Annotated in this window: 22 protein-coding genes and 1 pseudogene; 11 read left to right on the top strand and 12 right to left on the bottom strand. The window is 58.4% G+C overall.

The window, feature by feature from the left end; genetic code table 11:
- Window positions 1-21 precede the first annotated feature (21 nt).
- The 5 genes from epd (at window position 22) to fba (ending at window position 4,231) form a co-directional block, all read left to right on the top strand.
- Window positions 22-1,074, top strand: a complete 1,053-nt coding sequence (gene epd, locus ACZZ0G_RS09495) for an erythrose-4-phosphate dehydrogenase (protein WP_102900055.1) — start codon at window positions 22-24, stop codon at window positions 1,072-1,074.
- 12 nt (window positions 1,075-1,086) lie between these two features.
- Entirely contained in the window at window positions 1,087-2,250 is a 1,164-nt protein-coding gene (locus ACZZ0G_RS09490; protein WP_064119175.1) for a phosphoglycerate kinase, read from the top strand.
- A gap of 34 nt (window positions 2,251-2,284) precedes the next feature.
- Window positions 2,285-2,506 carry a hypothetical protein gene (locus ACZZ0G_RS09485; protein WP_064119176.1) on the top strand — a complete coding sequence of 74 codons (222 nt, stop codon included), beginning with the start codon at window positions 2,285-2,287 and terminating at the stop codon, window positions 2,504-2,506.
- A 56-nt stretch (window positions 2,507-2,562) separates the two neighbouring features.
- A complete protein-coding gene (locus ACZZ0G_RS09480) occupies window positions 2,563-2,895 on the top strand; it encodes an MliC family protein (RefSeq protein ID WP_463555983.1) in 333 nt (110 codons plus the stop codon).
- Window positions 2,896-3,166: 271 nt separating this feature from the next.
- Window positions 3,167-4,231, top strand: coding sequence for a class II fructose-bisphosphate aldolase (gene fba, locus ACZZ0G_RS09475; RefSeq protein ID WP_008081027.1), 1,065 nt, complete (start codon window positions 3,167-3,169; stop codon window positions 4,229-4,231).
- A gap of 107 nt (window positions 4,232-4,338) precedes the next feature.
- Here the strand turns inward: fba and ACZZ0G_RS09470 are convergent, their stop codons facing one another.
- Window positions 4,339-4,701: a hypothetical protein gene (locus ACZZ0G_RS09470; protein ID WP_463555982.1), complete on the bottom strand. Its 363-nt coding sequence runs from the start codon at window positions 4,699-4,701 to the stop codon at window positions 4,339-4,341.
- Window positions 4,702-4,999: 298 nt separating this feature from the next.
- Here ACZZ0G_RS09470 and ACZZ0G_RS09465 point away from each other — a divergent pair.
- A pseudogene (locus ACZZ0G_RS09465) lies at window positions 5,000-5,608 on the top strand (class II fructose-bisphosphate aldolase); the annotation flags it as partial.
- A gap of 61 nt (window positions 5,609-5,669) precedes the next feature.
- On the opposite strand, the gene ACZZ0G_RS09460 reads toward ACZZ0G_RS09465, so the two are convergent.
- From ACZZ0G_RS09460 to ACZZ0G_RS09450, 3 genes are all read right to left on the bottom strand, one after another.
- Complete coding sequence (locus tag ACZZ0G_RS09460) at window positions 5,670-5,921, bottom strand: helix-turn-helix domain-containing protein (RefSeq protein ID WP_463555981.1); 252 nt, start codon at window positions 5,919-5,921, stop codon at window positions 5,670-5,672.
- 220 nt (window positions 5,922-6,141) lie between these two features.
- Window positions 6,142-6,504: a DUF6124 family protein gene (locus tag ACZZ0G_RS09455; RefSeq protein ID WP_223027594.1), complete on the bottom strand. Its 363-nt coding sequence runs from the start codon at window positions 6,502-6,504 to the stop codon at window positions 6,142-6,144.
- 363 nt (window positions 6,505-6,867) lie between these two features.
- A complete protein-coding gene (locus ACZZ0G_RS09450) occupies window positions 6,868-7,278 on the bottom strand; it encodes a hypothetical protein (protein ID WP_463555980.1) in 411 nt (136 codons plus the stop codon).
- Between the two features lie 583 nt (window positions 7,279-7,861).
- Between ACZZ0G_RS09450 and ACZZ0G_RS09445 the strand changes: the two genes are divergently transcribed.
- The gene (locus tag ACZZ0G_RS09445; protein WP_463555979.1) at window positions 7,862-8,263 is read left to right on the top strand and encodes a hypothetical protein; all 402 of its coding nucleotides are present in this window, start codon (window positions 7,862-7,864) and stop codon (window positions 8,261-8,263) included.
- 103 nt (window positions 8,264-8,366) lie between these two features.
- Here ACZZ0G_RS09445 and ACZZ0G_RS09440 read toward each other — a convergent pair whose 3' ends face one another.
- On the bottom strand, window positions 8,367-9,035 hold the full coding sequence (locus tag ACZZ0G_RS09440; protein ID WP_194935214.1) for a polysaccharide lyase family 7 protein: 669 nt from the start codon (window positions 9,033-9,035) through the stop codon (window positions 8,367-8,369).
- A gap of 320 nt (window positions 9,036-9,355) precedes the next feature.
- Between ACZZ0G_RS09440 and ACZZ0G_RS09435 the strand changes: the two genes are divergently transcribed.
- Genes ACZZ0G_RS09435 through ACZZ0G_RS09425 form a run of 3 tightly spaced genes read left to right on the top strand, consistent with a single transcriptional unit; the run spans window position 9,356 to window position 12,338 of the window.
- Window positions 9,356-11,479: a putative bifunctional diguanylate cyclase/phosphodiesterase gene (locus ACZZ0G_RS09435; RefSeq protein WP_463555978.1), complete on the top strand. Its 2,124-nt coding sequence runs from the start codon at window positions 9,356-9,358 to the stop codon at window positions 11,477-11,479.
- 43 nt (window positions 11,480-11,522) lie between these two features.
- Entirely contained in the window at window positions 11,523-12,017 is a 495-nt protein-coding gene (locus ACZZ0G_RS09430) for a M48 metallopeptidase family protein (RefSeq protein ID WP_034153713.1), read from the top strand.
- 24 nt (window positions 12,018-12,041) lie between these two features.
- The gene (locus ACZZ0G_RS09425) at window positions 12,042-12,338 is read left to right on the top strand and encodes a winged helix-turn-helix domain-containing protein (protein ID WP_007913779.1); all 297 of its coding nucleotides are present in this window, start codon (window positions 12,042-12,044) and stop codon (window positions 12,336-12,338) included.
- A gap of 199 nt (window positions 12,339-12,537) precedes the next feature.
- Here ACZZ0G_RS09425 and ACZZ0G_RS09420 read toward each other — a convergent pair whose 3' ends face one another.
- Window positions 12,538-12,990, bottom strand: coding sequence for a GNAT family N-acetyltransferase (locus ACZZ0G_RS09420; protein WP_038358715.1), 453 nt, complete (start codon window positions 12,988-12,990; stop codon window positions 12,538-12,540).
- Between the two features lie 254 nt (window positions 12,991-13,244).
- Between ACZZ0G_RS09420 and ACZZ0G_RS09415 the strand changes: the two genes are divergently transcribed.
- Window positions 13,245-13,982: a substrate-binding periplasmic protein gene (locus tag ACZZ0G_RS09415; RefSeq protein ID WP_463555977.1), complete on the top strand. Its 738-nt coding sequence runs from the start codon at window positions 13,245-13,247 to the stop codon at window positions 13,980-13,982.
- A 112-nt stretch (window positions 13,983-14,094) separates the two neighbouring features.
- On the opposite strand, the gene yccS is transcribed toward ACZZ0G_RS09415, so the two are convergent.
- The 6 genes from yccS to ACZZ0G_RS09385 all read right to left on the bottom strand — a co-directional run bounded on the left by yccS (window position 14,095) and on the right by ACZZ0G_RS09385 (window position 23,634).
- Complete coding sequence (yccS, locus tag ACZZ0G_RS09410) at window positions 14,095-16,287, bottom strand: YccS family putative transporter (RefSeq protein ID WP_463398509.1); 2,193 nt, start codon at window positions 16,285-16,287, stop codon at window positions 14,095-14,097.
- Window positions 16,288-16,511: 224 nt separating this feature from the next.
- Window positions 16,512-17,690: a BaiN/RdsA family NAD(P)/FAD-dependent oxidoreductase gene (locus ACZZ0G_RS09405; protein ID WP_463555976.1), complete on the bottom strand. Its 1,179-nt coding sequence runs from the start codon at window positions 17,688-17,690 to the stop codon at window positions 16,512-16,514.
- 131 nt (window positions 17,691-17,821) lie between these two features.
- Window positions 17,822-19,159 carry an ATP-dependent RNA helicase DbpA gene (dbpA, locus tag ACZZ0G_RS09400; RefSeq protein WP_230669476.1) on the bottom strand — a complete coding sequence of 446 codons (1,338 nt, stop codon included), beginning with the start codon at window positions 19,157-19,159 and terminating at the stop codon, window positions 17,822-17,824.
- A gap of 128 nt (window positions 19,160-19,287) precedes the next feature.
- Window positions 19,288-20,715: a multidrug transporter subunit MdtD gene (gene mdtD / locus ACZZ0G_RS09395; RefSeq protein WP_007913788.1), complete on the bottom strand. Its 1,428-nt coding sequence runs from the start codon at window positions 20,713-20,715 to the stop codon at window positions 19,288-19,290.
- A gap of 139 nt (window positions 20,716-20,854) precedes the next feature.
- Entirely contained in the window at window positions 20,855-22,192 is a 1,338-nt protein-coding gene (locus ACZZ0G_RS09390) for a TldD/PmbA family protein (RefSeq protein WP_463555975.1), read from the bottom strand.
- Window positions 22,192-23,634 carry a TldD/PmbA family protein gene (locus tag ACZZ0G_RS09385; protein WP_463555974.1) on the bottom strand — a complete coding sequence of 481 codons (1,443 nt, stop codon included), beginning with the start codon at window positions 23,632-23,634 and terminating at the stop codon, window positions 22,192-22,194. The genes ACZZ0G_RS09390 and ACZZ0G_RS09385 overlap by 1 nt, the downstream gene beginning before the upstream one ends.
- Window positions 23,635-23,792 lie beyond the last annotated feature (158 nt).

Raw genomic sequence — 23,792 nt, 5'->3', positions numbered from 1 at the left:
ACCACGGTAATCGAGAACCCCATGCCTCAACCGCGTCCTTACAAAGTTGCACTCAACGGCTACGGCCGGATTGGTCGTTGCGTCTTGCGTGCGTTGTTTGAGCGAGGCGAGAAAGCCGGGTTCGAAATTGTCGCGATCAACGATCTGGCTGACATGGCCAGCATCGAATACCTGACACGCTTTGACTCCACCCACGGCCGCTTCCCGGGCGAAGTGCGAGTAGAAGGCGATTGTCTGCATATTAATGGCGATTGCGTGAAGGTCCTGCGCAGTGCCACTCCCGAAGGCATCGATTGGGCGTCACTCGGCGTCGATCTGGTGCTCGAATGCTCCGGGGCCTATAACACCCGTGCCGACGGCCAGCGCTTTCTCGACGCCGGCGCGCCACGCGTGTTGTTCTCGCAGCCGATGGCCAGCGAGGCGGATGTCGACGCCACCATCGTTTACGGCGTCAATCAGGATTGCCTGACCGGCGACGAACTGCTGGTGTCCAACGCTTCCTGCACCACCAACTGCGGCGTGCCGCTGTTGCGCTTGCTCGACAAGGCGATCGGCCTCGATTACGTGTCGATCACCACCATTCACTCGGCGATGAACGATCAGCCGGTGATCGACGCCTATCACCACGAAGACCTGCGCCGCACCCGTTCGGCGTTCCAGTCGGTGATCCCGGTGTCCACCGGTCTGGCGCGCGGTATCGAGCGCCTGCTGCCGGAACTTGCCGGACGAATTCAGGCCAAAGCCGTACGCGTGCCGACGGTCAACGTGTCCTGCCTCGACATCACGATGCAGACTGCCACGGCGACCGACGCCAATGAGGTCAACCGGATCCTGCGCGAGGCCGCCACCCATGGCCCGCTCAAAGGCCTGCTGGCCTATACCGAGTTGCCCCACGCCAGCTGTGATTTCAACCATGACCCACATTCGGCCATCGTCGATGCCAGTCAGACCCGTGTTTCCGGCCCCAAACTGGTGAACATCCTGGCCTGGTTCGACAACGAATGGGGTTTTGCCAACCGAATGCTGGACGTTGCAGAACACTATCTGCAAACAGCAACTTCAAAAAAACCGTAGGAAGTGCGACCCATGACCGTGTTGAAGATGTCCGACCTCGATCTGCAAGGTAAGCGCGTATTGATCCGCGAAGACCTCAACGTCCCAGTCAAGGACGGTGTTGTCACCAGCGACGCGCGTATCCTGGCTTCGCTGCCGACCATCAAGCTGGCCTTGGAAAAAGGCGCGGCCGTGATGGTCTGCTCGCACCTTGGCCGTCCGACCGAAGGCGAGTTCTCCGCCGAGAACAGCCTCAAGCCCGTCGCTGACTACCTGAGCAAGGCCTTGGGCCGCGAAGTGCCGCTGGTGGCTGATTACCTGGGCGGCGTTGACGTCAAGGCCGGCGACATCGTGCTGTTCGAAAACGTGCGCTTCAACAAAGGCGAGAAAAAGAACGCTGACGAACTGGCCCAGCAATACGCCGCCCTGTGCGACGTGTTCGTGATGGACGCCTTCGGCACCGCTCACCGCGCCGAGGGTTCGACCCACGGCGTGGCCAAGTTCGCCAAAGTCGCTGCCGCTGGCCCGTTGCTGGCTGCTGAACTGGATGCACTGGGCAAAGCGCTGGGCGCACCGGCTCAGCCGATGGCAGCCATCGTTGCCGGCTCCAAGGTGTCGACCAAACTCGACGTGCTGAACAGCCTGAGCCAGATCTGCGATCAACTGATCGTCGGCGGCGGCATCGCCAACACCTTCCTCGCGGCAGCCGGTCACCCGGTTGGCAAATCCCTATACGAGCCAGACCTGCTCGACACCGCGCGCGCCATCGCTGCCAAAGTTAGCGTGCCGCTGCCGGTTGACGTGGTGGTTGCCAAGGAATTCGCCGAAAGCGCCGAAGCCACCGTCAAGCTGATCGCTGACGTTGCTGCTGACGACATGATTCTGGACATCGGCCCGCAAACCGCAGCCAACTTCGCGGAACTGCTGAAATCGTCGAAAACCATTCTGTGGAATGGCCCGGTCGGCGTGTTCGAATTCGACCAGTTCGGCAACGGCACCAAAGTGCTGGCCCAGGCCATCGCTGAAAGCTCGGCGTTCTCCATTGCTGGCGGTGGCGACACCTTGGCCGCCATCGATAAATATGGCGTGGCTGAGCAAATCTCCTACATTTCCACCGGTGGTGGCGCGTTCCTCGAATTCGTCGAGGGCAAAGTGCTGCCAGCCGTTGAAGTCCTGGAAAGCCGGGCCAAGGCCTGAGGCCGCCCGTTTGGCCAGGCAAAGGAGTGTTTACATGGTCAAGTCGTTAGCGCTGTTGTTGCTGACCGGTACGCTGGCGGCCTGCGGGAGTAACCCGAAGGCCGAAGCCACGCCGGCGCCGAGCGAGTCGCAGAAGGGCTGTTATCAGGCCGACTGGCAGGCCGAAACCAACCCGGTGCTGAACAAGCGCTCGGGGCCGGACGGCCTGGAGAAATACGAGACGCAAACCCCGGCCAAGGAACATGGTTGTCCTTGACGGGTCTGACTCTTAACTCAGGGCTGGCGGCGTGTGCCGTCAGTCGAGGAACACGGATGAAAGGCTTGATCGCCATTGCGGCGTTGGCATTGTTGGGCGGTTGCGCGCAGTTGAACCTGTTTCAGTCGTCTGCTCCGGCGGATGACTGGACGACCTGGACCTGCGACAGCCAGGCCAAAGTGCTGTGGCGTTACGCCGACGCCGGCCAGAAGGAAGTCGACGTTCGACTGGGTGGCGGTGATCAGGTCTATCGCCTGAAAGAAGAGCCGGGCGCCTCGGGCACGCTGTACAGCGATGGCATGCTGGCGTTTCACGTCAAGGGTGAGGAAGGCCTGGTGTACTGGGTCGCCACCAATGACCTGATCGGCCGCGGCTGCAAGGCGCAGTAATTGACACACCACAGATCCAATGTGGAAACCGATCCAACTGTGGGAGCGAGCTTGCTCGCGAAAGCGGTGGATCAGCTTGCATCAATGCTGAATGCCAAGCCGCATTCGCGAGCAAGCTCGCTCCCACAGGGGTTCTGTGTAGCTCTCAGGATTTTGCTTTATCGAATCACCAGACCGGGCCTCAACCCCCGATCTGCAATCACTTGAATAGCCGCCGCCGCTCCGGCAGGCTGGCACGATTAACGACCCTCAACCGGGAGAGACACACACAATGGCACTTATCAGCATGCGCCAGATGTTGGACCACGCAGCCGAATTCGGCTACGGCGTTCCAGCCTTCAACGTCAACAACCTTGAGCAGATGCGCGCCATCATGGAAGCCGCTGACAAGACTGACTCCCCGGTGATCGTTCAGGCTTCGGCCGGCGCTCGCAAATACGCCGGCGCGCCATTCCTGCGTCACCTGATCCTGGCCGCGATCGAAGAATTCCCGCACATCCCGGTGTGTATGCACCAGGACCACGGCACCAGCCCTGACGTCTGCCAGCGTTCGATTCAACTGGGCTTCAGCTCGGTGATGATGGACGGCTCGCTGGGCGAAGACGGCAAGACCCCGACCGACTACGACTACAACGTCCGCGTTACCCAACAAACCGTGGCCATGGCTCACGCCTGCGGCGTTTCGGTAGAAGGCGAGCTGGGCTGCCTGGGTTCGCTGGAAACCGGCATGGCCGGTGAAGAAGACGGCATCGGCGCCGAAGGCGTTCTGGATCACAGCCAAATGCTGACCGACCCGGAAGAAGCCGCTGACTTCGTCAAACGCACCCAAGTCGATGCCCTGGCCATCGCTATTGGCACCAGCCACGGCGCCTACAAGTTCACCAAGCCACCTACTGGCGACGTGCTGGCGATCGACCGCATCAAGGAAATCCACAAACGCATTCCGAACACTCACCTGGTAATGCACGGTTCCTCGTCGGTGCCACAAGAGTGGCTGGCGATCATCAACCAGTACGGCGGCGACATCAAAGAAACCTACGGCGTCCCGGTTGAAGAAATCGTCGAAGGCATCAAGCACGGCGTGCGCAAGGTCAACATCGACACTGACCTGCGCTTGGCATCCACTGGCGCAATGCGTCGCTTGATGGCCACCAACCCGAGCGAATTCGACCCACGTAAATTCTTCGGCGCGACTGTGACTGCGATGCGTGACGTGTGTATCGCTCGTTATGAAGCGTTTGGTACTGCCGGTAATGCTTCGAAGATCAAACCGATCTCGCTGGAAGCGATGTATCAGCGTTATCTGAAGGGTGAGTTGAACGCGAAAGTTAACTAAGCCTTCGAGTTGTAGATACACTAAAAAACCGCCGTCGGGCGGTTTTTTAGTGCATTAGGAATGGTCAACTCAGTATCGGCACTCGCTGAGCTGTTTGGATATTTCACCTACATTCCACTTCCGCCAATTATCAGTCCTGCAGTACCCCCCGACATGTCCTTATAAAATGGCCATAGCGCAGTGGCGTCGGGGTTGGATTTTTCTTTTTTAAGACCGTTCCACTCCTCGAAGTCTGGACCATCGTTGTTGTATTTAGCCTCGAACGCCCAATTTGCGTCGGATGTTGAAAAGTTCAAATCAGTTTTCTTGGCTGCGTTATTAAAATGAAATCCGCCGCTGATGTTTTCCTTGCCAGCAGCGGTGCTAAAAGTACCTGTAAAGCGACCAGCCGATTCATCCATGGTAGCGATTTCAAGTTGATGGCCTTTCGGAAACGAGTTGTAAATACCTTTCATGTTTGAATGGGACATTTAAAGCCTCCGCTGTAAATTATTGAATTCAGTTCCTTTGAGTTGTCCCTAAGGAGCCGTTGCTGCGAGAACAGGTTAGTTTTCCGCGTTATTCGTTGTCACCTGTAATAAGTGACAGGTTTTTATATGCTTTTGAAATAATGATCTGCGCAATCTGATCTATAGAAAAAGGGGGGTTAGTAGAAAAAGGCGACGATTTATATATCAATGGCTACTAAGGACGTAACACCAAAAGGCCCGGCATCCGTCACCCTTCCAGTTGAAAAAAGGGGACGACAAAAGGGGACAGATTTATTGCATGGCCGGTGAAGAAGACGGCATCGGCGCCGAAGGCGTTTTGGATCACAGCCAAATGCTGACCGACCCGGAAGAAGCCGCTGACTTCGTCAAGCGCACCCAGGTTGATGCCCTGGCCATCGCCATCGGCACCAGCCACGGCGCCTACAAGTTCATCAAGCCACCTACCGGTGACGTACTGGCGATCGACCGCATCAAGGAAATCCACAAGCGCATTCCGAACACCCACCTGGTGATGCACGGTTCGTCGTCGGTTCCACAAGAGTGGCTGGCGATCATCAACCAGTACGGTGGCGACATCAAAGAAACCTACGGCGTACCGGTTGAAGAAATCGTCGAAGGCATCAAGCACGGCGTACGCAAGGTCAACATCGACACCGACCTGCGTCTGGCGTCCACCGGCGCCATGCGTCGCCTGATGGCCACCAACCCGAGCGAATTCGACCCACGTAAATTCTTCGGCGCCACCGTGACCGCGATGCGTGATGTATGTATCGCTCGTTATGAAGCGTTTGGCACTGCCGGTAATGCTTCGAAGATCAAGCCGATCTCGCTGGAAGCGATGTACCAGCGTTATCTGAAGGGTGAGTTGAACGCCAAGGTTAACTAAGCCTGAGCGTTAGACTGATTAAAAAAATACCCGCCGTGAGGCGGGTTTTTTGTGGGCGTGATTAAAAAAATATTTCCGCTACCTCTTCAAGCGTGGGCATCACTGCTGGAATAACGGTGAGCTCGCAATCCAGAGCGGCAATAACACGTGCATAGGCGTTCATGCCCACAGAAAGGGCGCCTTTCTCTATAGCGATGACTGTGTTACGCGTCACTCTCGCGAGGTCGGCGAGTTGCGCTTGCGTTAGTCCGCGCTCCCTACGCTTTATGCGTAATTGGGCGGCGAGGCGGCTCATTAATAGAACGTGATCCATGTACAGCCTCTGTAACTTTCAAAGTTAAATGTGGCGTAAACGCTACATTTGATCGTTATGAGTCCGCTCGTACGCGTCCGCGTTTACTCGATCTCCCAGACCCTTTTTCAAGCTGTATGCGCCGCCTTCTCCAGAGTGGCACTTCACAGGGCACAGCTAGCTGAATGGCAGCTGTAAAGGAAGTTGGAAGATTTTTCGACGAAAAGTCCGTTATCAGTGACTACTCCTTCAGCTCAACGTGATCCAGTGCCTGATTAACCGCCAGTTCACCGAGCATGACCACCTGCGCGATGCCTAGCGCAGTCTTGCGGTGTGAGGTGTCGAGCATGGCGGCGAAGTTGTTGAGCATTTCGCTGGCTGAACCCAGGGTTTCGCTGGCGTTGGCCAGTAGCGATTCGGTGTTGTATTTCGGGTTGGCGAGGTACATGGGCTCGGGTTTGTGCGTGCTGGCCATGATGAAGGCGGACGGTTTGAGGTAATGGTCGAGGGCGCGTTCGGCGGCGTCGTTGAGTTTTCTGGAATCAAGAGATTCGTAGGGCGATGCGGGATCTGTTTCTGGCGGGTGTGGCGTTGATCTGATCATGTTTCGTCTCCGGTAAATGGAGCCGACACCGGATCGCTACTAAACGAAGAGGGTGGCAGCTGAACGCAGGTTAGTAGACCGGGGAGACGCGACCGGCGCACCCGAAGGCGCCCTGCGTACAGCTACCATCAAGCGCGGGTTATGCCCGACTGAATGGTGCCAATGCGCATCGCGTAACCACGGGCTACTAAACCCGATCACTGGAAATCAGTGACGCGAATCAAGTTACCGATGGCTCGCCAGGCGCACAAGCCGGCGGATTCTGGCGCAGTGGTAGGCAACGGCGCAAGCTGTTGTAGGCATCCGGAAGTAACTGCTGACAGATTTAAACAGCGCTGTTTAAAAGGCTGGATTTAAAACAGGTCAACCGAGCATCCAGCGCTTCAACTGAACGAATAACCCCCCGTCAAGCGGTGTCTGCGCACTTGAATGAGCGCATTGAATTGACTGGGGAAGAGGTTTCTCTTTCAAGTGATAACCGGTCAGAACATGGCGCCCGCCTCCCGTGGCATGAGCGCGGATGGCGCTGAGTGTCGGGTAACCTCTCAAACAGTCCATTTCTCCTTGCCAGCTGTCTTTTGCATCGGCGATGTCGGTCATGAACCAAACGTCGGTGTAGGTACTGTCTCGGTGGTAATAAGACCCGGCAATCGGGTAGCTCTGAGCATTATTTTTCAGCGTGCCCCACAACTGACCGTTGTTTGCGTTTGCATGGGTAATGTCTATGCAAAAGCTGTTGTCGTCGTTGCAGAAGTTTCCGAGTGGACCTGGCATGGGCGGCTTCTTGGCGGATTGATGTGTCAACCAACGTTATCGGGGTTGGTTAACAGAGCCAACTGTCAGGTCTGACAGGTTTTTATATCTTTTTTGGATTTCCCTACGTTTTTTAAGTCCGTGTTGAATGCAGCGGAGATGGGTGCTGTGCCTGAAAGGGGACAGATTTATTGAATTTCTGCCTGCCCTCGGTATTTTTATTAGCGTCCGAACTACTTCGCAGGTCCTCTAGATCGTTTTGAAATCCGAATTCCGTTGATGTTTTCAATTGGGTCGGTGAAACGTGGACCGGGCGTCAATTGCCCGCATTGAAGCGCGCCTCTTATCAACTGCAATTCGGAACATGTCATGGCTTGATCCATGAACTCTGCGTAACGGGCAAGGCGGGGTGGATGGTCCAAGCCACGTCCTTTGAAACCAGTGCTTTCATCCAGCCAATTGTTCTTACACAGATTCGTTCATTAAGTTGTTAAGAAGTCTTTGAGTATGCTTTTTAAGTATAAGAACCTGTCAGATCTTACAGGTGTGGAAAATTTTTTAGCCATTTATTGTAAGGGCTCATTTATATTTCAGGATGGAAAAAATGCAAACGGACAAAAGAGCTACCAGTGTTGGTGTTGGCGACGTTCACATGTTTCTGACGATTCCCGGTGGGGAAAGCTTTACCGTCTCGATTCGTGGAAGAGAGTTTTTGGAACACAGTGGAGAATCTTTTAGCTTTAAGTTTCTTCAGGATTTAGGCAGGAATGAGTTCTATATCGGTTCCAGAATCGACAAAAAACTTCCACTTAACGTGGCGTACAAACTAGGCGAAGTCGGCACAGCTGCCCACGTGCATCTGGAGTTGGACGGCATTGATAACTCAAGGAATGCCCAGGGCTTTGTTTGTTTGGAGCGAGGCGGAGATTATCCGAAGGGTGTGATCTATTGCGCTGAAGAAAAAGCGTTTTCTTTGATTGCGATGTTTGATTTTAAAAATAGTTAATCTTGGCCTTTACTGCGATGTCAGTAACATACGGCAGACTTTAAAAAAGTCTGCCTTTTTCTATTTTATGTCATCAATAATAGATGCTCAGGTAAGCCCCCTGTTATTTGTCATGATCAATATCCAGCTTGCTGAATGTTACTTGCCCGCCCTCACTCGTATACCCGGTGTTGTCCTGCACATAAACCCCGGCCTTGAAATACAACGGCTTGTTGCGCCACGTCGCGCTGATCTGTGAATCCCACTGATATCCCGCCGCACTCACACCCAATGCGCCGCCGGGGCTGAGGTGGATGAGGTAGTTGAATTCGCGATCCAGTTTGATCCCGGTCGCCAGGGTGATAACCCGGCTTTCATCCTCGTCCGGATGCATGCGCACCTTGATCACCAGGTTGCCGGTCTCGGTTTTGGTTTTGTACTGGTATTCGAGTTTGACCATCGGCTTCTGGCTTTCATAAGCATGAATCTGGCCGATGACGATCTTGCCGGAGCTCGGCACTTTGTTGACCGTGAGGGTTGCGCGTAACAGATTGTCGGCGTCCGGGTAGTACCAGTTGCGCAGGGTGCCGTTGCTGTAGGTTTCGCGCAGTTCGGTGCGCGGGTAGATGGCGTTTTCGGTTTTTGACCCGGTAACCGGTGACCAGAAGAACAAGGTGCCGGTGTCGGAATGGAAGTACTGATCTTTGAAGCCGTTCACCAGTTTGGAGGTTTCGACGGTGTATGGCGGGCTGCCAACGGGAACGCTGAGGTTCCAGGTTGCGAGGTCGATCATGTCGGTTCTTCCACTCAGTTCATCCTGAACGCGGGTGCCAGAAGCTCTAGTCCGCGCCTTTTCGGGCGGCCTTTATAAGCGTAGAGGGTAAATTTGTTAACGCCCGTTCGGCAGATGATTGGCGTCAACATCCTGTCGAAATGCCATCTTTCCCGGTTTTAGCGGGCCTGCGGCGTGACCGTTAGTCGGCTAAACAACGCTTTGGCTAAATGATGGCCTGATGACAGCTTCTGCTTTTACAAATCCGCGACTAGAGTGAAGGCTCAGTATGTGTACGGTTTTACCGGAACCGACCTGAAGTCCCGACCAAGAGAAGCAGCATGGAATGCGCGCAACCCCCGCCAGGTGAAGGCAGCTCTGTCCTTTTGATCGTTGATGATTACCCTGAAAATCTGATCAGCATGCGCGCGTTGCTGCAGCGCCAGGATTGGCACGTCCTCACCGCAGCCTCTGGTTTCGAAGCGCTCAATATCCTTCTCTCGCACGACGTCGATCTGGTGCTGCTGGATGTGCAGATGCCGGGCATGGACGGCTTTGAAGTGGCGCGTCTGATGCGTGGCAGCCAGCGCACGCGCCTGACGCCGATTATCTTCCTGACCGCCAACGAACAGTCCCAGGACGCCGTGATCAAAGGCTATGCCAGTGGTGCGGTGGATTACCTGTTCAAGCCGTTCGACCCGCAGATCCTCAAGCCCAAGGTGCAGGCGTTGCTGGAACACCAGCGCAATCGCCGCGCCTTGCAGCGCCTGAGCCATGACCTGGAAGTGGCGCGTGCCTTCAATGCGTCGGTGCTGGATAACGCTGCCGAGGGGATATTGGTAGTGGGCGAGGACGGCTTGATCCGCTTCGCCAACCCGGCGATTTCACGCTTGCTGAATGCCCCGGTGAAGGAACTGGAAGGTAAGGAATTTCTCGATTACTTACAGAAACCGCACATCCCGGTGTGGGCCGATTCCGAGTTTTATGCCGGCTATCAGCGCGGCGAAACACTAAGGCTGCACGACGCCTTACTGCGCACCGCGCCCGGCCAGCAAGTGCCCGTTGCGCTGTCCTGCGCCGCACTGCCCTCCGAGCAACGCGCGATGGTGGTGACCGTGCTGGACATGTCGGTGGTCCGGCACTTGCACCAGCAACTGGAATTTCAAGCGGTGACCGATCCACTGACCGGGTTGCTCAACCGGCGGGGCTTTTACCAGACCGTTGAAAACCTGCTGCTGCGCGGCGAGCGTAGCGACAGCAGTTGGGTGTTGCTCTATCTTGACCTCGACGGCTTCAAGCGGGTCAACGATTCCCTCGGTCACGACGCTGGCGATCGGGTGTTGCGCTGGGTCTCCGAGCAATTGAAGGCCTGTCTGCGGCCGTTCGACATTCTGGCGCGCATGGGTGGTGATGAATTTACCGCGCTGCTGGATCTGGAGTTTCCCGAGCAAGCGGCGAAGATTGCCGAGAAACTCATCGAGCGCGTGTCGATCTGTCAGCAGATCGAAGGGTTGGACATCGCTCTCGGCGCCAGCATCGGCATTGCTACTTACCCGGACTGCGGCTCGAACCTCGACGGCTTGCTGCGCGCCTCCGACATCGCCATGTACGAAGCCAAGCGCGCCGGACGTCAGCAATATCGCTTTTACGATCACGAAATGAATGGTCGTGCGCGTTCGCGGTTGATGCTCGAAGAGAGCGTGCGTGCCGCTATCGAGAATCGCGATTTCAATCTGGTCTATCAACCGCAAGTGGCTATCGACACGGGCCAGATTCGTGGCTTTGAAGCGTTATTGCGCTGGCAGCATCCGAGTGTCGGTGATGTTCCGCCGGGATTGTTCCTGCCGCTGCTGGAAGAAGCGCGGCTGATCAGTCGCCTCGGCAGCTGGATTTATCATCGCGGTGCCGGCCAGCGCAAAGCCTGGGAAACCCTGTTTGCCGAAGACCTGGTGCTCGGCGTGAGTCTGAGCAACACCCAGTTCAGCCTGCCGAATCTGGTCACAGAGTTGCGGCAAGTCATGGAGCGACACGCCTTGCAGCCTCGGCAACTGGAGGTCGAGGTCACCGAAGAAGCGCTGATGCAAAACCCCGACGAAACCCGCAAACAGCTGCGCTTGCTGCGCAATCTGGGCGTGCGTGTGGCGCTGGATGACTTCGGTTCCGGGCCGTGTTCGCTGGCACATTTGCGCGATCTGGAACTGGATACCCTCAAGCTTGATCGCCATCTCATTGCGCGATTGCCGGACTCCAAACGCGACGCCTCGCTGGTCAGTACGGTGATCAGTCTGTGCAAGCAATACGGCTTGCTGGTGATTGCCGAAGGTGTCGAAACCATTGAGCAATACCAATGGCTGCAAGCTCACGGCTGCGAGTACGTGCAGGGCTTCCTCGTCGCGCGGCCGTTGATCGCCGAAGACGCGGTCAGCTTCGCCGAACCGTTTGACTGGAGCGCGCTACCCGGTTGAATTCGCTACACTGGCGCACCTTTTCGAACCGTGTCGCTCGTCCATGACTGTGTTGAAGTACCTCCAGGCCTATCCTGCGCAATTGCAGGATCAGGTGCGCCAACTGATTGCCGAAGGGCGTCTGGGTGAATACCTGAATCAGCGCTATTCAGGGCGGCACGATGTGCAAAGCGACAAGGCGCTGTACAGCTACGCGCTGGACCTGAAGCAGGAATACCTGCGCAACGCCCCGGCCATCGACAAAGTGCTGTTCGACAACCGCCTCGACCTGACGCACCGCGCCCTCGGTCTGCACACCACGGTGTCGCGGGTGCAGGGCGGCAAGCTCAAGGCCAAGAAAGAGATTCGTATCGCCTCGTTGTTCAAGGACGCCGCGCCGGACTTTCTGAAAATGATCGTCGTGCATGAACTGGCGCACTTCAAGGAATCGGATCACAACAAGGCGTTCTATAAATTGTGCGAGCACATGCTGCCGGGGTATCACCAGGTCGAGTTTGACCTGCGCGTGTACCTGACGTGGCGGGATATGCAGGCTTAACCGTACGCAACCAGGAAGGTGGGGATGGACGTCAGCAAGACCAAAAGCAGTTTCTACCGCCGCTTGTACGTGGCGTACCTGATCGACAGCGGTCTGGCCCCGAGTGTGCCGACGCTGACCGAAGTGACCGGCATGCCCCGGCGCACGGCGCAGGACACGATTGCGGCGTTGGCGGATCTGGATATCGTTTGTGAATTCGAGCAGGAAGAGGGCGCGCGCAACCATGCGGGGCGCTATCGGATTCGTGAGTGGGGGGCGATTGATCGCGGGTGGATCGAGCGTAATTTGCGGCAGATCAAGGCGGTGCTTGAGTACCCATAAAAGCCCCTCACCCTAACCCTCCCGAGACGTCGGACCGCCCATAGGGAGAGGGGACTGATTGGGGAATATTGGAGAGTTACGCCGACGTGATCGAATTGCTGTGAATCCATAATCGACGCGGTTTTTCAGGTCGATGTCTGATGCAAGACGATAAGGTCAGTCCCCTCTCCCTCTGGGAGAGGGCTAGGGTGAGGGCTGTTCAGGCGCGACGCATCCCAATGTGTGGAATGTCATCCTCCAGATATTCCTCACCCGCCACAACAAACCCGTACTTGCCGTAATACCCCTGCAAATGCGCCTGCGCCGACAGATAGATCGGCACCTGCGGCCAATGCTTCTCGGCCTGTTTCAGCGCCTGTTCCATCATTTCGTGCCCCAGCCCTTTGCCGCGACCCTGCGGTGCGGTAATCACACGGCCGATCACCACGTCACCGCCCTGGGATTCCGGATCCAGCAGGCGCAGGTAAGCCATCAACTGATCATCTTCCCAACCCATCAGGTGATAGGTATCGCCTTCCAGATCCTGGCCGTCGAGGTCCGGATAGGCGCATTTCTGCTCGACGACGAATACGTCCGAGCGCAGCTTCAACAGCGCGTACAGCTGTTCCTTGCCCAGATCACTGTGATGTTTGCAGACCCATTCGATTGTCATTTGCCGATTCCTTGAATGTGTCGCCCGATACTAAGCGCCTGCGGCAAAGATGTCTTTATGGCGTAAGAGTCTGTGACAAAGGTCAAAATGCCATCATTCCTTTCTCGCAGCCTCGGCGACTTTGTGTAATCTGCTGGAGAGCCCTGTGCACTGGCTGCAATGAGCTAATGTTAGGGCCTGGGTTTTGCCGGTAAGGGGCCTTGGGGTTTTGGCTGAAAACATGCTGGGCAACCTGCCCGCTAAGGATTTCAAGCATGCCGCGTTTGCATCGAGCCTTTGCTTTGATCGGACTGCTCTTGCTGAGTCAGAGCGCTGCAGCGGAGAAGCTGCGGCTGGTGTTTGATATCTGGCCACCCTTTACCGACGACACTCTGGTCAACGGCGGCCTGGCCACCGACATTGTCAGCACCGCGCTGGCTCGGGCCGGTTATGCCAGTGGTTACGAGCAGGTGCCTTGGGCGCGGGCGCTGCTGGGGGTTGGCGAGGGCCGCTACGATGTGTTGGTCAACGCCTGGTACAACGACGAGCGAACCAGACTCGGCCAGTTTTCCGGGGAATACCTGCTCAACCGCATCCGCTTTCTCAAGCGCAAAGACACACCACTCGAATACTCCAATCTGCAGCAACTGCACACGTACCCGATTGCGGTAGTGCGCGGGTACGCCTATTCGGCGCCGTTCGATGCCGACACGGCGTTGCAGAAAGTCCCTGTGCATAACTTTGCCATGGCCGTACGCATGCTTGCGGCGGATCGGGTCAAGCTGACGCTGGAGGATGAGTATGTGGCGAAGTATTACCTGGCGCGGGAATCAGCCAAGGTGCGCAACTCGGTGGAGTTTTTGCCCAAGCCGTTGAGTGAGAACAGTCTGCATATTCTGGTCAGTCTGAAGAATCCGCAGCATGAGCAGATTGTCGCGGGGTTTGATAAGGCGATTGCGGCGATGAAGGCGGATGGGAGTTATGACAAGTTGTTGAGGCAGCATGGGATGTGAGTTTCTGATTTCAGGGTTGTGTTATTGCTGATGGCCCCTTCGCGAGCAAGCTCGCTCCCACAGTAGGAACGCATTCCAAATGTGGGAGCGAGCTTGCTCGCGAAGCGTCCTGTCAGCCAGCGCTGACCTCACTGGTGTCCTTGATCAGGTGCGCCGCCAACGTCCGCAACGGCCCCAACTGCCGGCAGATCAACGCCAACTGCGTCTGCACCAACCGCTGTCCTTCATCAATTTCATCAGGCATCTGCTCCAGCTCATTGGCCAGCGCTTCTTCCTCGTCACTCTGAATCGCCACCGGCTGCTTGTTCGCCAGCCCTTGGGCGATCTCATCAATGCTTGTCGCCAGTTTCACTCCGGCGCCATCGATCAGATGCTCACGCACATCGGCCGGCAACTGGGTTTCCCGGTGTGCACCCAGCCCTGACAGATAACTCAACAACGTGTGCGACAGCACCAGAAAGCGGAAGCCGACATCCGCCTCCTTACGGAAGTGCCCCGGCTCCATGAGCATGTTCGCCAGCGTCGTCGACAGCGCCGCATCGGCGTTGTGCGCATTGCGCCGGGCCAGACGATAGGCGAGGTCATCGCTCTTGCCAGCGGCGTATTGCTGCATGATCTGGCGCAGGTAGATGCTGTTGCAGGTCAGGGTGTTGGCCAGCACTTTGTTCAGGCGTCGACCCTGCCAGTCCGGCAGGAACAGAAATACCGTCAGGCCGGCAATCAGGCTGCCGAGCAAGGTATCGAACAACCGAGGCAGGAACAGCCCGTAACCGTCACCGACCTGGTTGAAGCAGAACAGCACCATGATGGTGATCGCCGCCGTCGCCAGGGTGTAGCGGGTGGTGCGGTTGGTAAAGAACACCACGCCGGCAGCGATGGCGAAACACGACTGCACCAACGGGCTAGGGAACAGATCGAACAGCGCCCACGCCACGGTCAGGCCGATGGCAGTGCCGAAGATCCGCTGACCGAGCTTGCGCCGGGTCGCGCCGTAGTTCGGCTGGCAGACGAACAGGGTGGTGAGGATGATCCAGTAACCCTGCGACGGGTGAATTAGATGCACCATGCCGTAGCCGATACTCAGCGCCAATGGCAGGCGCAGGGCATGGCGGAACAGCAACGACGTTGGCGTCAGTTGCGTGCGCAGGCGAATCCAGACGTCCTTGAGGTTGCGCGGCGAGCGGTCGAGCAGGCTGCTGTCGGTCGCGTCGGCCAAGGCGTCGGGGTTGCTGGCATCGCTGAGCAAACGGTCGAGGGTGCCAAGGTTGGCCGCCAGTGCGCGCAGCGAGCGCAGCAGTCCGCGCCAGGCCGGATTGCTCTGGATGCGCAGATGTTCGAGGGAGGCGTCGAGGTCGCTCAGGGCTTCGGCGAAACTCGCGTCGTAAATGAATGGCTGGCGCATCTGGATCGATTCGGCCAGCGCCCGGCAAGCCTTGCCTTGCTGGCGCAACAGGCGCTGGCAGCGGAACAGCACGTCACTGTGGAAGAACGCTTCGGCCAGTGCGTTATACGGATAGTGCGAAGAACTGGCGCGTTCGTGGATGTCCTGAGCAAGGAAGTACAGCTTCAGGTAACGGCTGACTTTCGAGCCGGGGCGGCCGTTGCCGACGCGGTGCAGGATGATTTCCTTGGCGCTGTTCAGTGCGGCCACCACACGGCCGTTCTGCTGGGCCAATTCCAGACGCCGGGCTTCGACGTCCATCTGCCGGATCGGCTCGAACAGCGAAGATTTCAACTTCAGGTAAAAACCCAGTTCGCGGAACAACCGCGCCAGACTCTGTTGCACCGGCTGGTTGGAAAACAGCGCCTGCCACAACACCGAGAGCAAGCCGTACCACGCCGCACCGGCCACCAGCAGCATCGGCTCGTGCCAGAAATCGGTGACCGCGCCGCCGCGCTGATCAACGCCGATCATCGTGTACACCGACAGAATCAACGTTGCCGAAGCAATCGCGCCATAACGCTCGCCAAGCGCACCGAGCATGGTCAGGCCGAAACTGGCCAGCGCCAGGGCAATGGCAAAGACGATGGGGTAGGGGAACAGCAATTCCACCGACAGCGCGGCGATGCTGAAGCACACCAGCGTCACCGCGAGGGCGTTGAGGCGGCCCTGCCAACTGTCGTCGGTTTCGGCCAGGGCGCTGGCGATAATCCCCAGGAACAATGGGATCAACAGGCGCATTTCATCCTGATACCAACACAGCGCCATGCTGCCGGTCAGGGCGATGAACACCCGCACGCTGTAGCTGAATTTATCCAGCGCCCACAGGCGCCGCAAAGACTGACGAAACGAGGTCGAGGACATGAAGTGCGAAGGCCTTCCGAGGCGATGCCGCTAAATTGAGCCAGTAATGACGCCGACGCAATGGCGCCGATCACATCTGACAGCAAAAAGTGTTCCTTACTGCATCACCCGAAGCAAATGTGGGAGCGAGCCTGCTCGCGAATGCGGAATGTCATTCAACACTTATGTCGACTGATATACCGCATTCGCGAGCAAGCTCGCTCCCACATGGTTTTTTGTTTTGGTCAGGCGTACTGCGCGGCGGCGTAACCGGAGGCCCAGGCCCACTGGAAGTTGAAGCCACCGAGGTGGCCGGTGACATCGAGCACTTCGCCGATGAAATACAAGCCCGGGCTTTTCAGCGATTCCATGGTCTTGGAGGACACTTCGCGGGTATCAACGCCACCCAGTGTTACCTCAGCCGTGCGATAACCTTCAGTCCCCGCCGGCACGACTTTCCAGCTGCCCAGCTTCTCGGCGATCTCCGCCAGTTCCGCGTGGGTGTACTGCTTCATCGGCTTGGACACGAACCAGTTGTCCGCCAGCAGGTTGGCCATCTTCTTGGTGAAGATTTCACCCAGCAAAGTTTTCAACTCACTGTTCGGGCGCTCGGCCACTTGCTGTTGCAGCCAGCTCGCCGCGTCGTGATCCGGCAGCAGGTTGATTTCCACCGTGTCGCCGGATTCCCAGAACGACGATATCTGCAAAATCGCCGGACCACTGAGGCCGCGGTGCGTGAACAGGATGTTCTCGCGAAAGCTCTGGTCGTTGCAGCTGACCAGACAATCCACCGAAGTGCCGGACAGTTCGGTGCACAGTTCCTTGAGCTGATCGGTGATGGTGAACGGCACCAGCCCGGCGCGGGTCGGCAACAATTCATGGCCGAACTGCTTGGCGACTTGATAACCAAAACCGGTGGCGCCCAGTGTCGGGATCGACAAGCCGCCAGTGGCGATCACCAGCGATTGGCACTGAACCTGACCGAGTGTGGTGTCGAGCAGGTAACCGTTTTCGACCTTCTCGATGGTCTGAATCGAAGTGTCCAGGTGCAGCTCGACGCCGGCCTGATCGCACTCGGTCAGGAGCATTTCAAGAATGTCGCTGGATTTGTTATCGCAGAACAGCTGACCGAGTTTTTTCTCGTGATACGGCACGGCGTGTTTGCCGACCATGCCGATGAAATCCCACTGGGTATAACGCGCCAGTGCGGATTTGCAGAAATGCGGGTTCTGCGAGAGGAAATTGCTCGGCTCGGTGTACATGTTGGTGAAATTGCAGCGGCCACCGCCCGACATCAGGATTTTCTTGCCGGCCTTGTTCGCGTGGTCGAGCAGCAACACCTGCCGCCCACGCCCGGCAGCGGTCAGTGCACACATCAACCCAGCGGCGCCAGCGCCAATGATCACGACTTCGGTAGAGCGCAAAACGGTGTCCTCACACAATGATCGTTCCCACGCTCTGCGTGGGAATGCCGCCATGGACGCTCTGCGTCCGTTGTTATGTGACGCGGAGCGTCACGGGATGCATTCCCACGCAGAGCGTGGGAACGATCAGGTCAGAGGATACGCACGCGCAGCGAACGGCCCTTGATCTTGCCGTCGTTCAAACGCTGCAAGGCCTGCATGGCCACGGTGCGGTCCACGGCCACGTAAGCCTGGAAGTCGAAGATCGCGATCTTGCCAACCTGCGCACCCGGAATACCGGCATCGCCAGTCAGTGCACCAAGAATGTCGCCCGGACGCACTTTGTCTTTACGACCAGCACCGATGCACAGCGTGGTCATCGGCGGTTGCAGCGGGGCGAGGCCCTGGGACTTGAGGTTATCGACCTGATCCCAGTTCAGCGGCGATTTCTGCAGTTGTTCGATGGCTTGCGCACGGTGCGCTTCGCCCGGAGCAACCAGGCTGATCGCGATGCCTTTCTCGCCAGCGCGACCGGTACGGCCGACGCGGTGAATGTGGATTTCCGAATCGCGGGCCAGCTCGACGTTGATCACCATGTCCAGCGCATCGATGTCCAGACCACGGGCGGCAACGTCGGTGGCAACCAGTACCGACGTACTGCGGTTGGCGAACATGGCCAGCACCTGATCGCGGTCACGCTGTTCCAGATCGCCGTGCAGGCCGACGGCGGAAATGCCTTTGGCGGTCAGGTGATCAACGGTTTCCTGCACTTGCTGCTTGGTGAAGCAGAACGCCACGCAGGAAGCCGGGCGGAAGTGGTGCAGGACTTTGGTCACTGCGCTCATGCGGTCTTCCGGGGAAATCTCGTAGAAACGCTGCTCGATCTGCGTGTCATCGTGGAACGCTTCGGCTTTCACCGTTTGCGGATCACGCATGAATTTCGACGCCAGTTGCTTGATGCCCACCGGATACGTCGCGGAGAACAGCAGGGTCTGACGACGCTCCGGGGTCTTGACGATGATGTCTTCGATGGCGTCGTAGAAACCCATGTCGAGCATGCGGTCGGCTTCGTCGAGGATCAGCGTGTTCAGGCCATCGAGGACCAGCGAACCCTTGCGCAGGTGCTGCTGAATGCGGCCCGGGGTGCCGACGATGATGTGCGCGCCGTGTTCCAGCGAAGCGATCTGCGGGCCGAAGGAAACGCCGCCGCACAGGGTCAGGACTTTGATGTTGTCTTCGGCACGGGCCAGGCGACGGATTTCCTTGGCGACCTGGTCGGCCAGCTCACGGGTCGGGCAGATCACCAGCGCCTGGCAACCGAAGTAGCGCGGGTTGATCGGGTTGAGCAAGCCGATACCGAAGGCAGCGGTCTTGCCGCTGCCGGTCTTGGCCTGGGCGATCAGGTCCATCCCCTTGAGGATCACCGGCAAGCTCTGCGCCTGGATCGGCGTCATCTGGGCATAACCGAGGGATTCGAGGTTAGCCAGCATGGCGGCGGACAGCGGCAGAGTATTAAAAGCGGTGGCGATGGTGGTCACGGGACTGGCCTGCAAAACAAAATGTCGCGCAGTGTAGCAGCCCCGTGCCACTTTCTTCGAAAGTTCTGGACGAACAGCGGTTAATGTTCGATGTGTTCTTCCGGGCGTTTGGCGCGCCGGCCGTCTTCTTTCGACAGTTGCGAGAAGATCGTCGCGGCGAGCATCGCCATGATCCCGACGGTGACGAAGGTCAGCTGGAACGCGCCGAGTACGGTCTCGACACCATCATTGCCGATTTCTGCGGTAAACCCGCCGAGCAATGCACCGGCGCACGCCACCCCAAGACTCAACGACAATTGCGCCACCACCGAGAGCAAGCTGTTGCCGCTGCTGGCGCTCGCATCGTCGAGGTCGATCAGAGTCACGGTGTTCATCGCGGTGAATTGCAGCGAGTTGATCGCGCCAAGAATCGCCAGCAGACACAGCAACAACCAATACGGCGTCTGCTCGCTGACCAGACCCATGCTCGCCAGCATGATCCCCAGTGCCAGCGTGTTGCCGGTAAGGACGATGCGATAACCGAGCCGTTCGATCAGCGGTCGTGCTACCCATTTGGCGATCATCGCCGCCGCGGCCAGCGGCAGCATGCTCATCCCCGCTTGCGACGGCGAATAACCCAGCGCCACTTGCAGCAACAACGGCACCAGAAACGGCAATGCGCCGCTGCCGAGACGGGCGAACAGATTGCCGAGAATACCCACGGCAAAGGTTCGGGTCTTGAATAGTGACGGTGCGAACAGCGGGTTTTCGATGTGCCCGGCGCGCAGCCAGTACGCCGCCAGACAGGCCATGCCGCCGAACAACAGCAACATCACCCGCAGGTGCGGCAGGTGCAATTCGCCGAGGCCTTCCATGGCGATAGTGATCAGGATCATCGCCGCGCCGAACAACAGGAAACCCAAGCTATCGAAGCGCGTACGCTCGGTGCCGCGCAGGTCGGGAATGAATTTCCACACCGCATAGCAACCGATAACACCGACCGGCAGGTTGATCAGAAAGATCCAGTGCCACGTCAGGTATTCGACCATCCAGCCGCCCATGGTCGGGCCGATCAGCGGGCCGAGCAGCCCGGGGATGGTGATGAAGCCCATGATCCGCACCAGTTCGGATCGCGGGTAAGCACGCAGCACCACCAGTCGCCCGACCGGCAGCATCAGCGCGCCGCCGAGGCCCTGGATGACCCGGGCGCCGATCAGCATGCTCAGGCTGCTCGACAGCGCGCAAAGCAGTGAGCCGAAGCTGAATAACAGGATCGCGCCGAAGAAGATTTTCTTGGTGCCGAAGCGGTCGGCGATCCAGCCCGAGGCGGGTATCAGCAATGCCACGGTGAGCATGTAGGCGATGATCACGCCTTGCATGCGCAAGGGGTCTTCGGCCAGATCGCGAGCCATGGCGGGCAGGGCAGTGTTAAGAATGGTCCCGTCGAGGGACTGCATAAAGAAAGCGATGGCGACGACCCACGGCAACCAGCGGGCGGTGATGGCGTCGAGAGGCGGGCGGTTGGGCATGGAACCTCTTGTTGTCTGTTTGATGATCGTTCCCACGCTCTGCGTGGGAATGCCTCAACGGACGCTCCGCGTCCGCTTTTGGCTGGGACGCAGAGCGTCCCGGGCTGCATTCCCACGCAGAGCGTGGGAACTATCGCTGTCAGAGGGTGAGCGTGAGTCGGCTGACCAGCGCCCCCGGCAGCAACGCCGACGAGGTATTGCGCTGGCTGTACGTACTCGCCGACAGCAGCAACTCACGCTCGGCGGTCAAGGCTTCCAGCTGCGAACCGAGCAAGCTGTAAGCGCTGTCGTCAAAACGCATGGTGCTGACCGGCGCCTGAATCTCGCCGTTCTCGACCCAGAAGGTCGCGAAGCGGGTCATGCCGGTCATACGCGCCGCCGGTTGATCCGAGTAGTTCAGGTACCACAGGTTGCTGATGTACAGCCCGGTGCCCAACTGCTTGAGGATCTCTGCTTGCGACAGATCACCGGCGGCCATGTTCAATGCACTCGGCATTTCACCGCCGCCGGCGCCGTTGGCGGTCAGGCCGTATTCAGCGGCACTTCGCGAGCCGACCAGTTGATCGCCAGCCTTGCCTTCGACGATCAGGCGCAAATCGCTGCGCGGATAGCCTTCGCCGGAAAACGCCGGGCTCAAAGACTCGCTGACTTTCTCGTCCAGCGACAGCAGCGGACTGAAGGCCTGATCGCCAACATACAGCTTCTGCAGCGGGCTGCTCTTGCTGGCAATCGACTGCGCCGAGAAACCGCCCCAGCTCAGCATGCCCATGATTTCTTCCAGCGCTGCCGGTGCCAGATAGGCGCGGTATTGCCCCGGTGCCAACGTGCGCAGCGGACGACCGAGAAATTCCAGTTGCTCGCGGGCCTGGCCGAAGCGTTTGGCGAAACCTTCGCTGCTCCAGTCATGCCCGGCGTAGCTGGCTTTCACCGCTTCGCCGTTCTCATGGAACAGGCTGAAATCGAAGTTGAAGCTGTTGGCCTGATGCCAGCCAAACGCCCCCGAAGAACTGGCGAAGCCACGGCTGATCGGGCCGGCAGCATAGAAGCCGACCAAGTCCAGACCTTCAGCGGCGGCGCAGATTTCATCGACCACCTGTTCAGTGTCCGGCAGCGGATGTTCCTGCACGTTCTGGCTCTGCCAGCCGTTGTGATTGAGCAGCAGGTACGGATCCTGCGGCAGCAGCGGCAGAGTTTCGCGCAGTTGCTGCAGGCCTTCGGCGAGGCGTTGCAGGTCGCCTTCCTGATCACCGGACAGGGTGACCTGCAGGTCAGCGTGACGCCCGTCGTTGATCAGTTTCAGAACGATGTTGGCCTGTTGCACTTGCCCGGCCTGACGCACTTTGGCGTGATTGAAACGCACGAATGCCGAGGATTCGGCGGCATAGCTGAGGGTGAACTGCTCCGGCTCGCGGACACTGTCGCGCAGCCAGTTGACCATGACCTTGAAGGCGTCGGACTGACTCTTCGAAATGCTCATCAGGCGTCTCCCCCAAACACATCAACGTTGCTGAATACGCAGGCCGGCGAAGCGTGGCCGACGCGGATCACCTGGTTCGGTTCGCCCTTGCCGCAGTGCGGTGTGCCCAGCACCTTGACGGTGTTGGCGTCGCCGACGGCGCGCAGGCTTTTCCAGAAGTGCGCGGAAATCGCCCGGTAATTCGGATTTTTCACCACGCCTTTCAGTTCACCGTTTTCGATCAACTGACCCCATTCGCAACCGAACTGGAATTTGTTGCGCGCATCGTCGATCGACCAGGAGCGGTTGGTGCTCATCAAAATGCCGTGCTCGATGCCTTTGATCAACTGCTCAAGCGGCTGGTCGCCCGGTTCGATATTGAGGTTGGCCATGCGGTCGATCGGCGCGCGATTCCAGCCACAGGCGCGGCTGTTGGCAACGCCGTCGAGACCGGCGCGGAATTGCGACAGCGCACCGCCCAGCGGGCGCAGCAATAAACCATCGCGGATCAGGAATTGTTTGCTCGCTTTGCTGCCGTCGTCATCGTGGCCATAACTGGCCAGTTCTTCGGGAATACCCGGGTCGAAGGTCACGTTGAGCAGCTTCGAGCCGTATTGCAGGCTGCCGAAGTCGCTCGCCTTGACAAAACTGGTGCCGGCGTAATTGCGCTCGTCGCCGAGGATGCGGTCGAGTTCCAGCGGGTGGCCGATGGATTCGTGGATCTGCAGCATCATCTGATCGGGCATCAACAGCAGGTCGCGCGGGCCTTGCGGGGTGTTCGGCGCTAGCAGCAGTTGCAAAGCCTGATCTGCGACGTGCGGGCCGGCGCCGATCAGACCGCAGCGGCTGATCACGTCAGCGCCGCCCTGTTGGCCGAAGTTTTCGCGACCGAGGGTGCGGGTCTGGCTGTCGTTGCCGTCGTAAGCGGTGACGTCGAGGCCTGGATAGACGAAGCGCTGGGCCTGGCGCAATTCAGCCCCGGCGCTGCTTAGGTAAATTTGTTCGACGTGGGTAATGCCAATGCTCACCTGCCAATTCACCAGGCGCTCATCCTTTGGCACCGAGGCGGATTCCGCGCCGAGCAGCTCGAAGCATTCGCTCAGGGACGGGAAGGGTTGTTCGAGATTGGGCGAAAAGTAATCAGCGCGATCGCTGGACACTGGCTGATCGCGCAGGTCGAGCAAGGCGTGCGGCTTGAGCCGCCGCGCTTGCTGCTCGGCACGTTCGAGGGCGGCTTGCAGACCTTGTTGCGACAGGTCGTTGGTCGCGGCATAGGCCTCAACACCATTGACGCGCACGGTAAGCATGGCCCCTTCGTCACGGCTCAGGCTCGGCGGTTCGGCGACGTTTTTGCGCACCGACAGGTATTGCCCGGACTCGCGTACATACCGCAGGGAAAAAAACTCAGCGCCCGTGCGCAAGGCAGCGAAGCGCTGCTTGAGCTGGGGGTGGAAATCGAACATTCGGGAACCTCCTTGTCAGGGGGAAGCGGTAGAGCAACGGCGGGGAGGGGTGAAACGGTTGCGCGAGGTCTAGAGTAGGCCTGCGTGGGGGTAGGATCAAGTGACGAGGGGGTGTAGGGGGATTTACTGTGCGAGGCAGGAGATCGTTCCCACGCTCT

The sequence above is a fragment of the Pseudomonas sp. AC169 genome, from assembly GCF_979258515.1.
The sequence above is the reverse complement of the archived record's forward strand: the minus strand, read 5'-3'. Positions and strand labels throughout refer to the sequence as shown.

Coding starts and splice junctions, on each gene's coding strand:
- ACZZ0G_RS09415 (WP_463555977.1), top strand. CDS start 13,245: ATGCCGCGTTTGCATCGAGCCTTTGCTTTGATCGGACTGCTCTTGCTG.
- ACZZ0G_RS09455 (WP_223027594.1), bottom strand. CDS start 6,504: ATGATCAGATCAACGCCACACCCGCCAGAAACAGATCCCGCATCGCCC.
- ACZZ0G_RS09435 (WP_463555978.1), top strand. CDS start 9,356: ATGGAATGCGCGCAACCCCCGCCAGGTGAAGGCAGCTCTGTCCTTTTG.
- epd (WP_102900055.1), top strand. CDS start 22: ATGCCTCAACCGCGTCCTTACAAAGTTGCACTCAACGGCTACGGCCGG.
- ACZZ0G_RS09460 (WP_463555981.1), bottom strand. CDS start 5,921: ATGGATCACGTTCTATTAATGAGCCGCCTCGCCGCCCAATTACGCATA.
- ACZZ0G_RS09480 (WP_463555983.1), top strand. CDS start 2,563: ATGAAAGGCTTGATCGCCATTGCGGCGTTGGCATTGTTGGGCGGTTGC.
- ACZZ0G_RS09485 (WP_064119176.1), top strand. CDS start 2,285: ATGGTCAAGTCGTTAGCGCTGTTGTTGCTGACCGGTACGCTGGCGGCC.
- ACZZ0G_RS09445 (WP_463555979.1), top strand. CDS start 7,862: ATGCAAACGGACAAAAGAGCTACCAGTGTTGGTGTTGGCGACGTTCAC.
- ACZZ0G_RS09430 (WP_034153713.1), top strand. CDS start 11,523: ATGACTGTGTTGAAGTACCTCCAGGCCTATCCTGCGCAATTGCAGGAT.
- ACZZ0G_RS09390 (WP_463555975.1), bottom strand. CDS start 22,192: ATGAGCATTTCGAAGAGTCAGTCCGACGCCTTCAAGGTCATGGTCAAC.
- mdtD (WP_007913788.1), bottom strand. CDS start 20,715: ATGCCCAACCGCCCGCCTCTCGACGCCATCACCGCCCGCTGGTTGCCG.
- yccS (WP_463398509.1), bottom strand. CDS start 16,287: ATGTCCTCGACCTCGTTTCGTCAGTCTTTGCGGCGCCTGTGGGCGCTG.
- ACZZ0G_RS09440 (WP_194935214.1), bottom strand. CDS start 9,035: ATGATCGACCTCGCAACCTGGAACCTCAGCGTTCCCGTTGGCAGCCCG.
- ACZZ0G_RS09425 (WP_007913779.1), top strand. CDS start 12,042: ATGGACGTCAGCAAGACCAAAAGCAGTTTCTACCGCCGCTTGTACGTG.
- ACZZ0G_RS09470 (WP_463555982.1), bottom strand. CDS start 4,701: ATGTCCCATTCAAACATGAAAGGTATTTACAACTCGTTTCCGAAAGGC.
- ACZZ0G_RS09490 (WP_064119175.1), top strand. CDS start 1,087: ATGACCGTGTTGAAGATGTCCGACCTCGATCTGCAAGGTAAGCGCGTA.
- ACZZ0G_RS09420 (WP_038358715.1), bottom strand. CDS start 12,990: ATGACAATCGAATGGGTCTGCAAACATCACAGTGATCTGGGCAAGGAA.
- dbpA (WP_230669476.1), bottom strand. CDS start 19,159: ATGCTGGCTAACCTCGAATCCCTCGGTTATGCCCAGATGACGCCGATC.
- fba (WP_008081027.1), top strand. CDS start 3,167: ATGGCACTTATCAGCATGCGCCAGATGTTGGACCACGCAGCCGAATTC.
- ACZZ0G_RS09450 (WP_463555980.1), bottom strand. CDS start 7,278: ATGCCAGGTCCACTCGGAAACTTCTGCAACGACGACAACAGCTTTTGC.
- ACZZ0G_RS09385 (WP_463555974.1), bottom strand. CDS start 23,634: ATGTTCGATTTCCACCCCCAGCTCAAGCAGCGCTTCGCTGCCTTGCGC.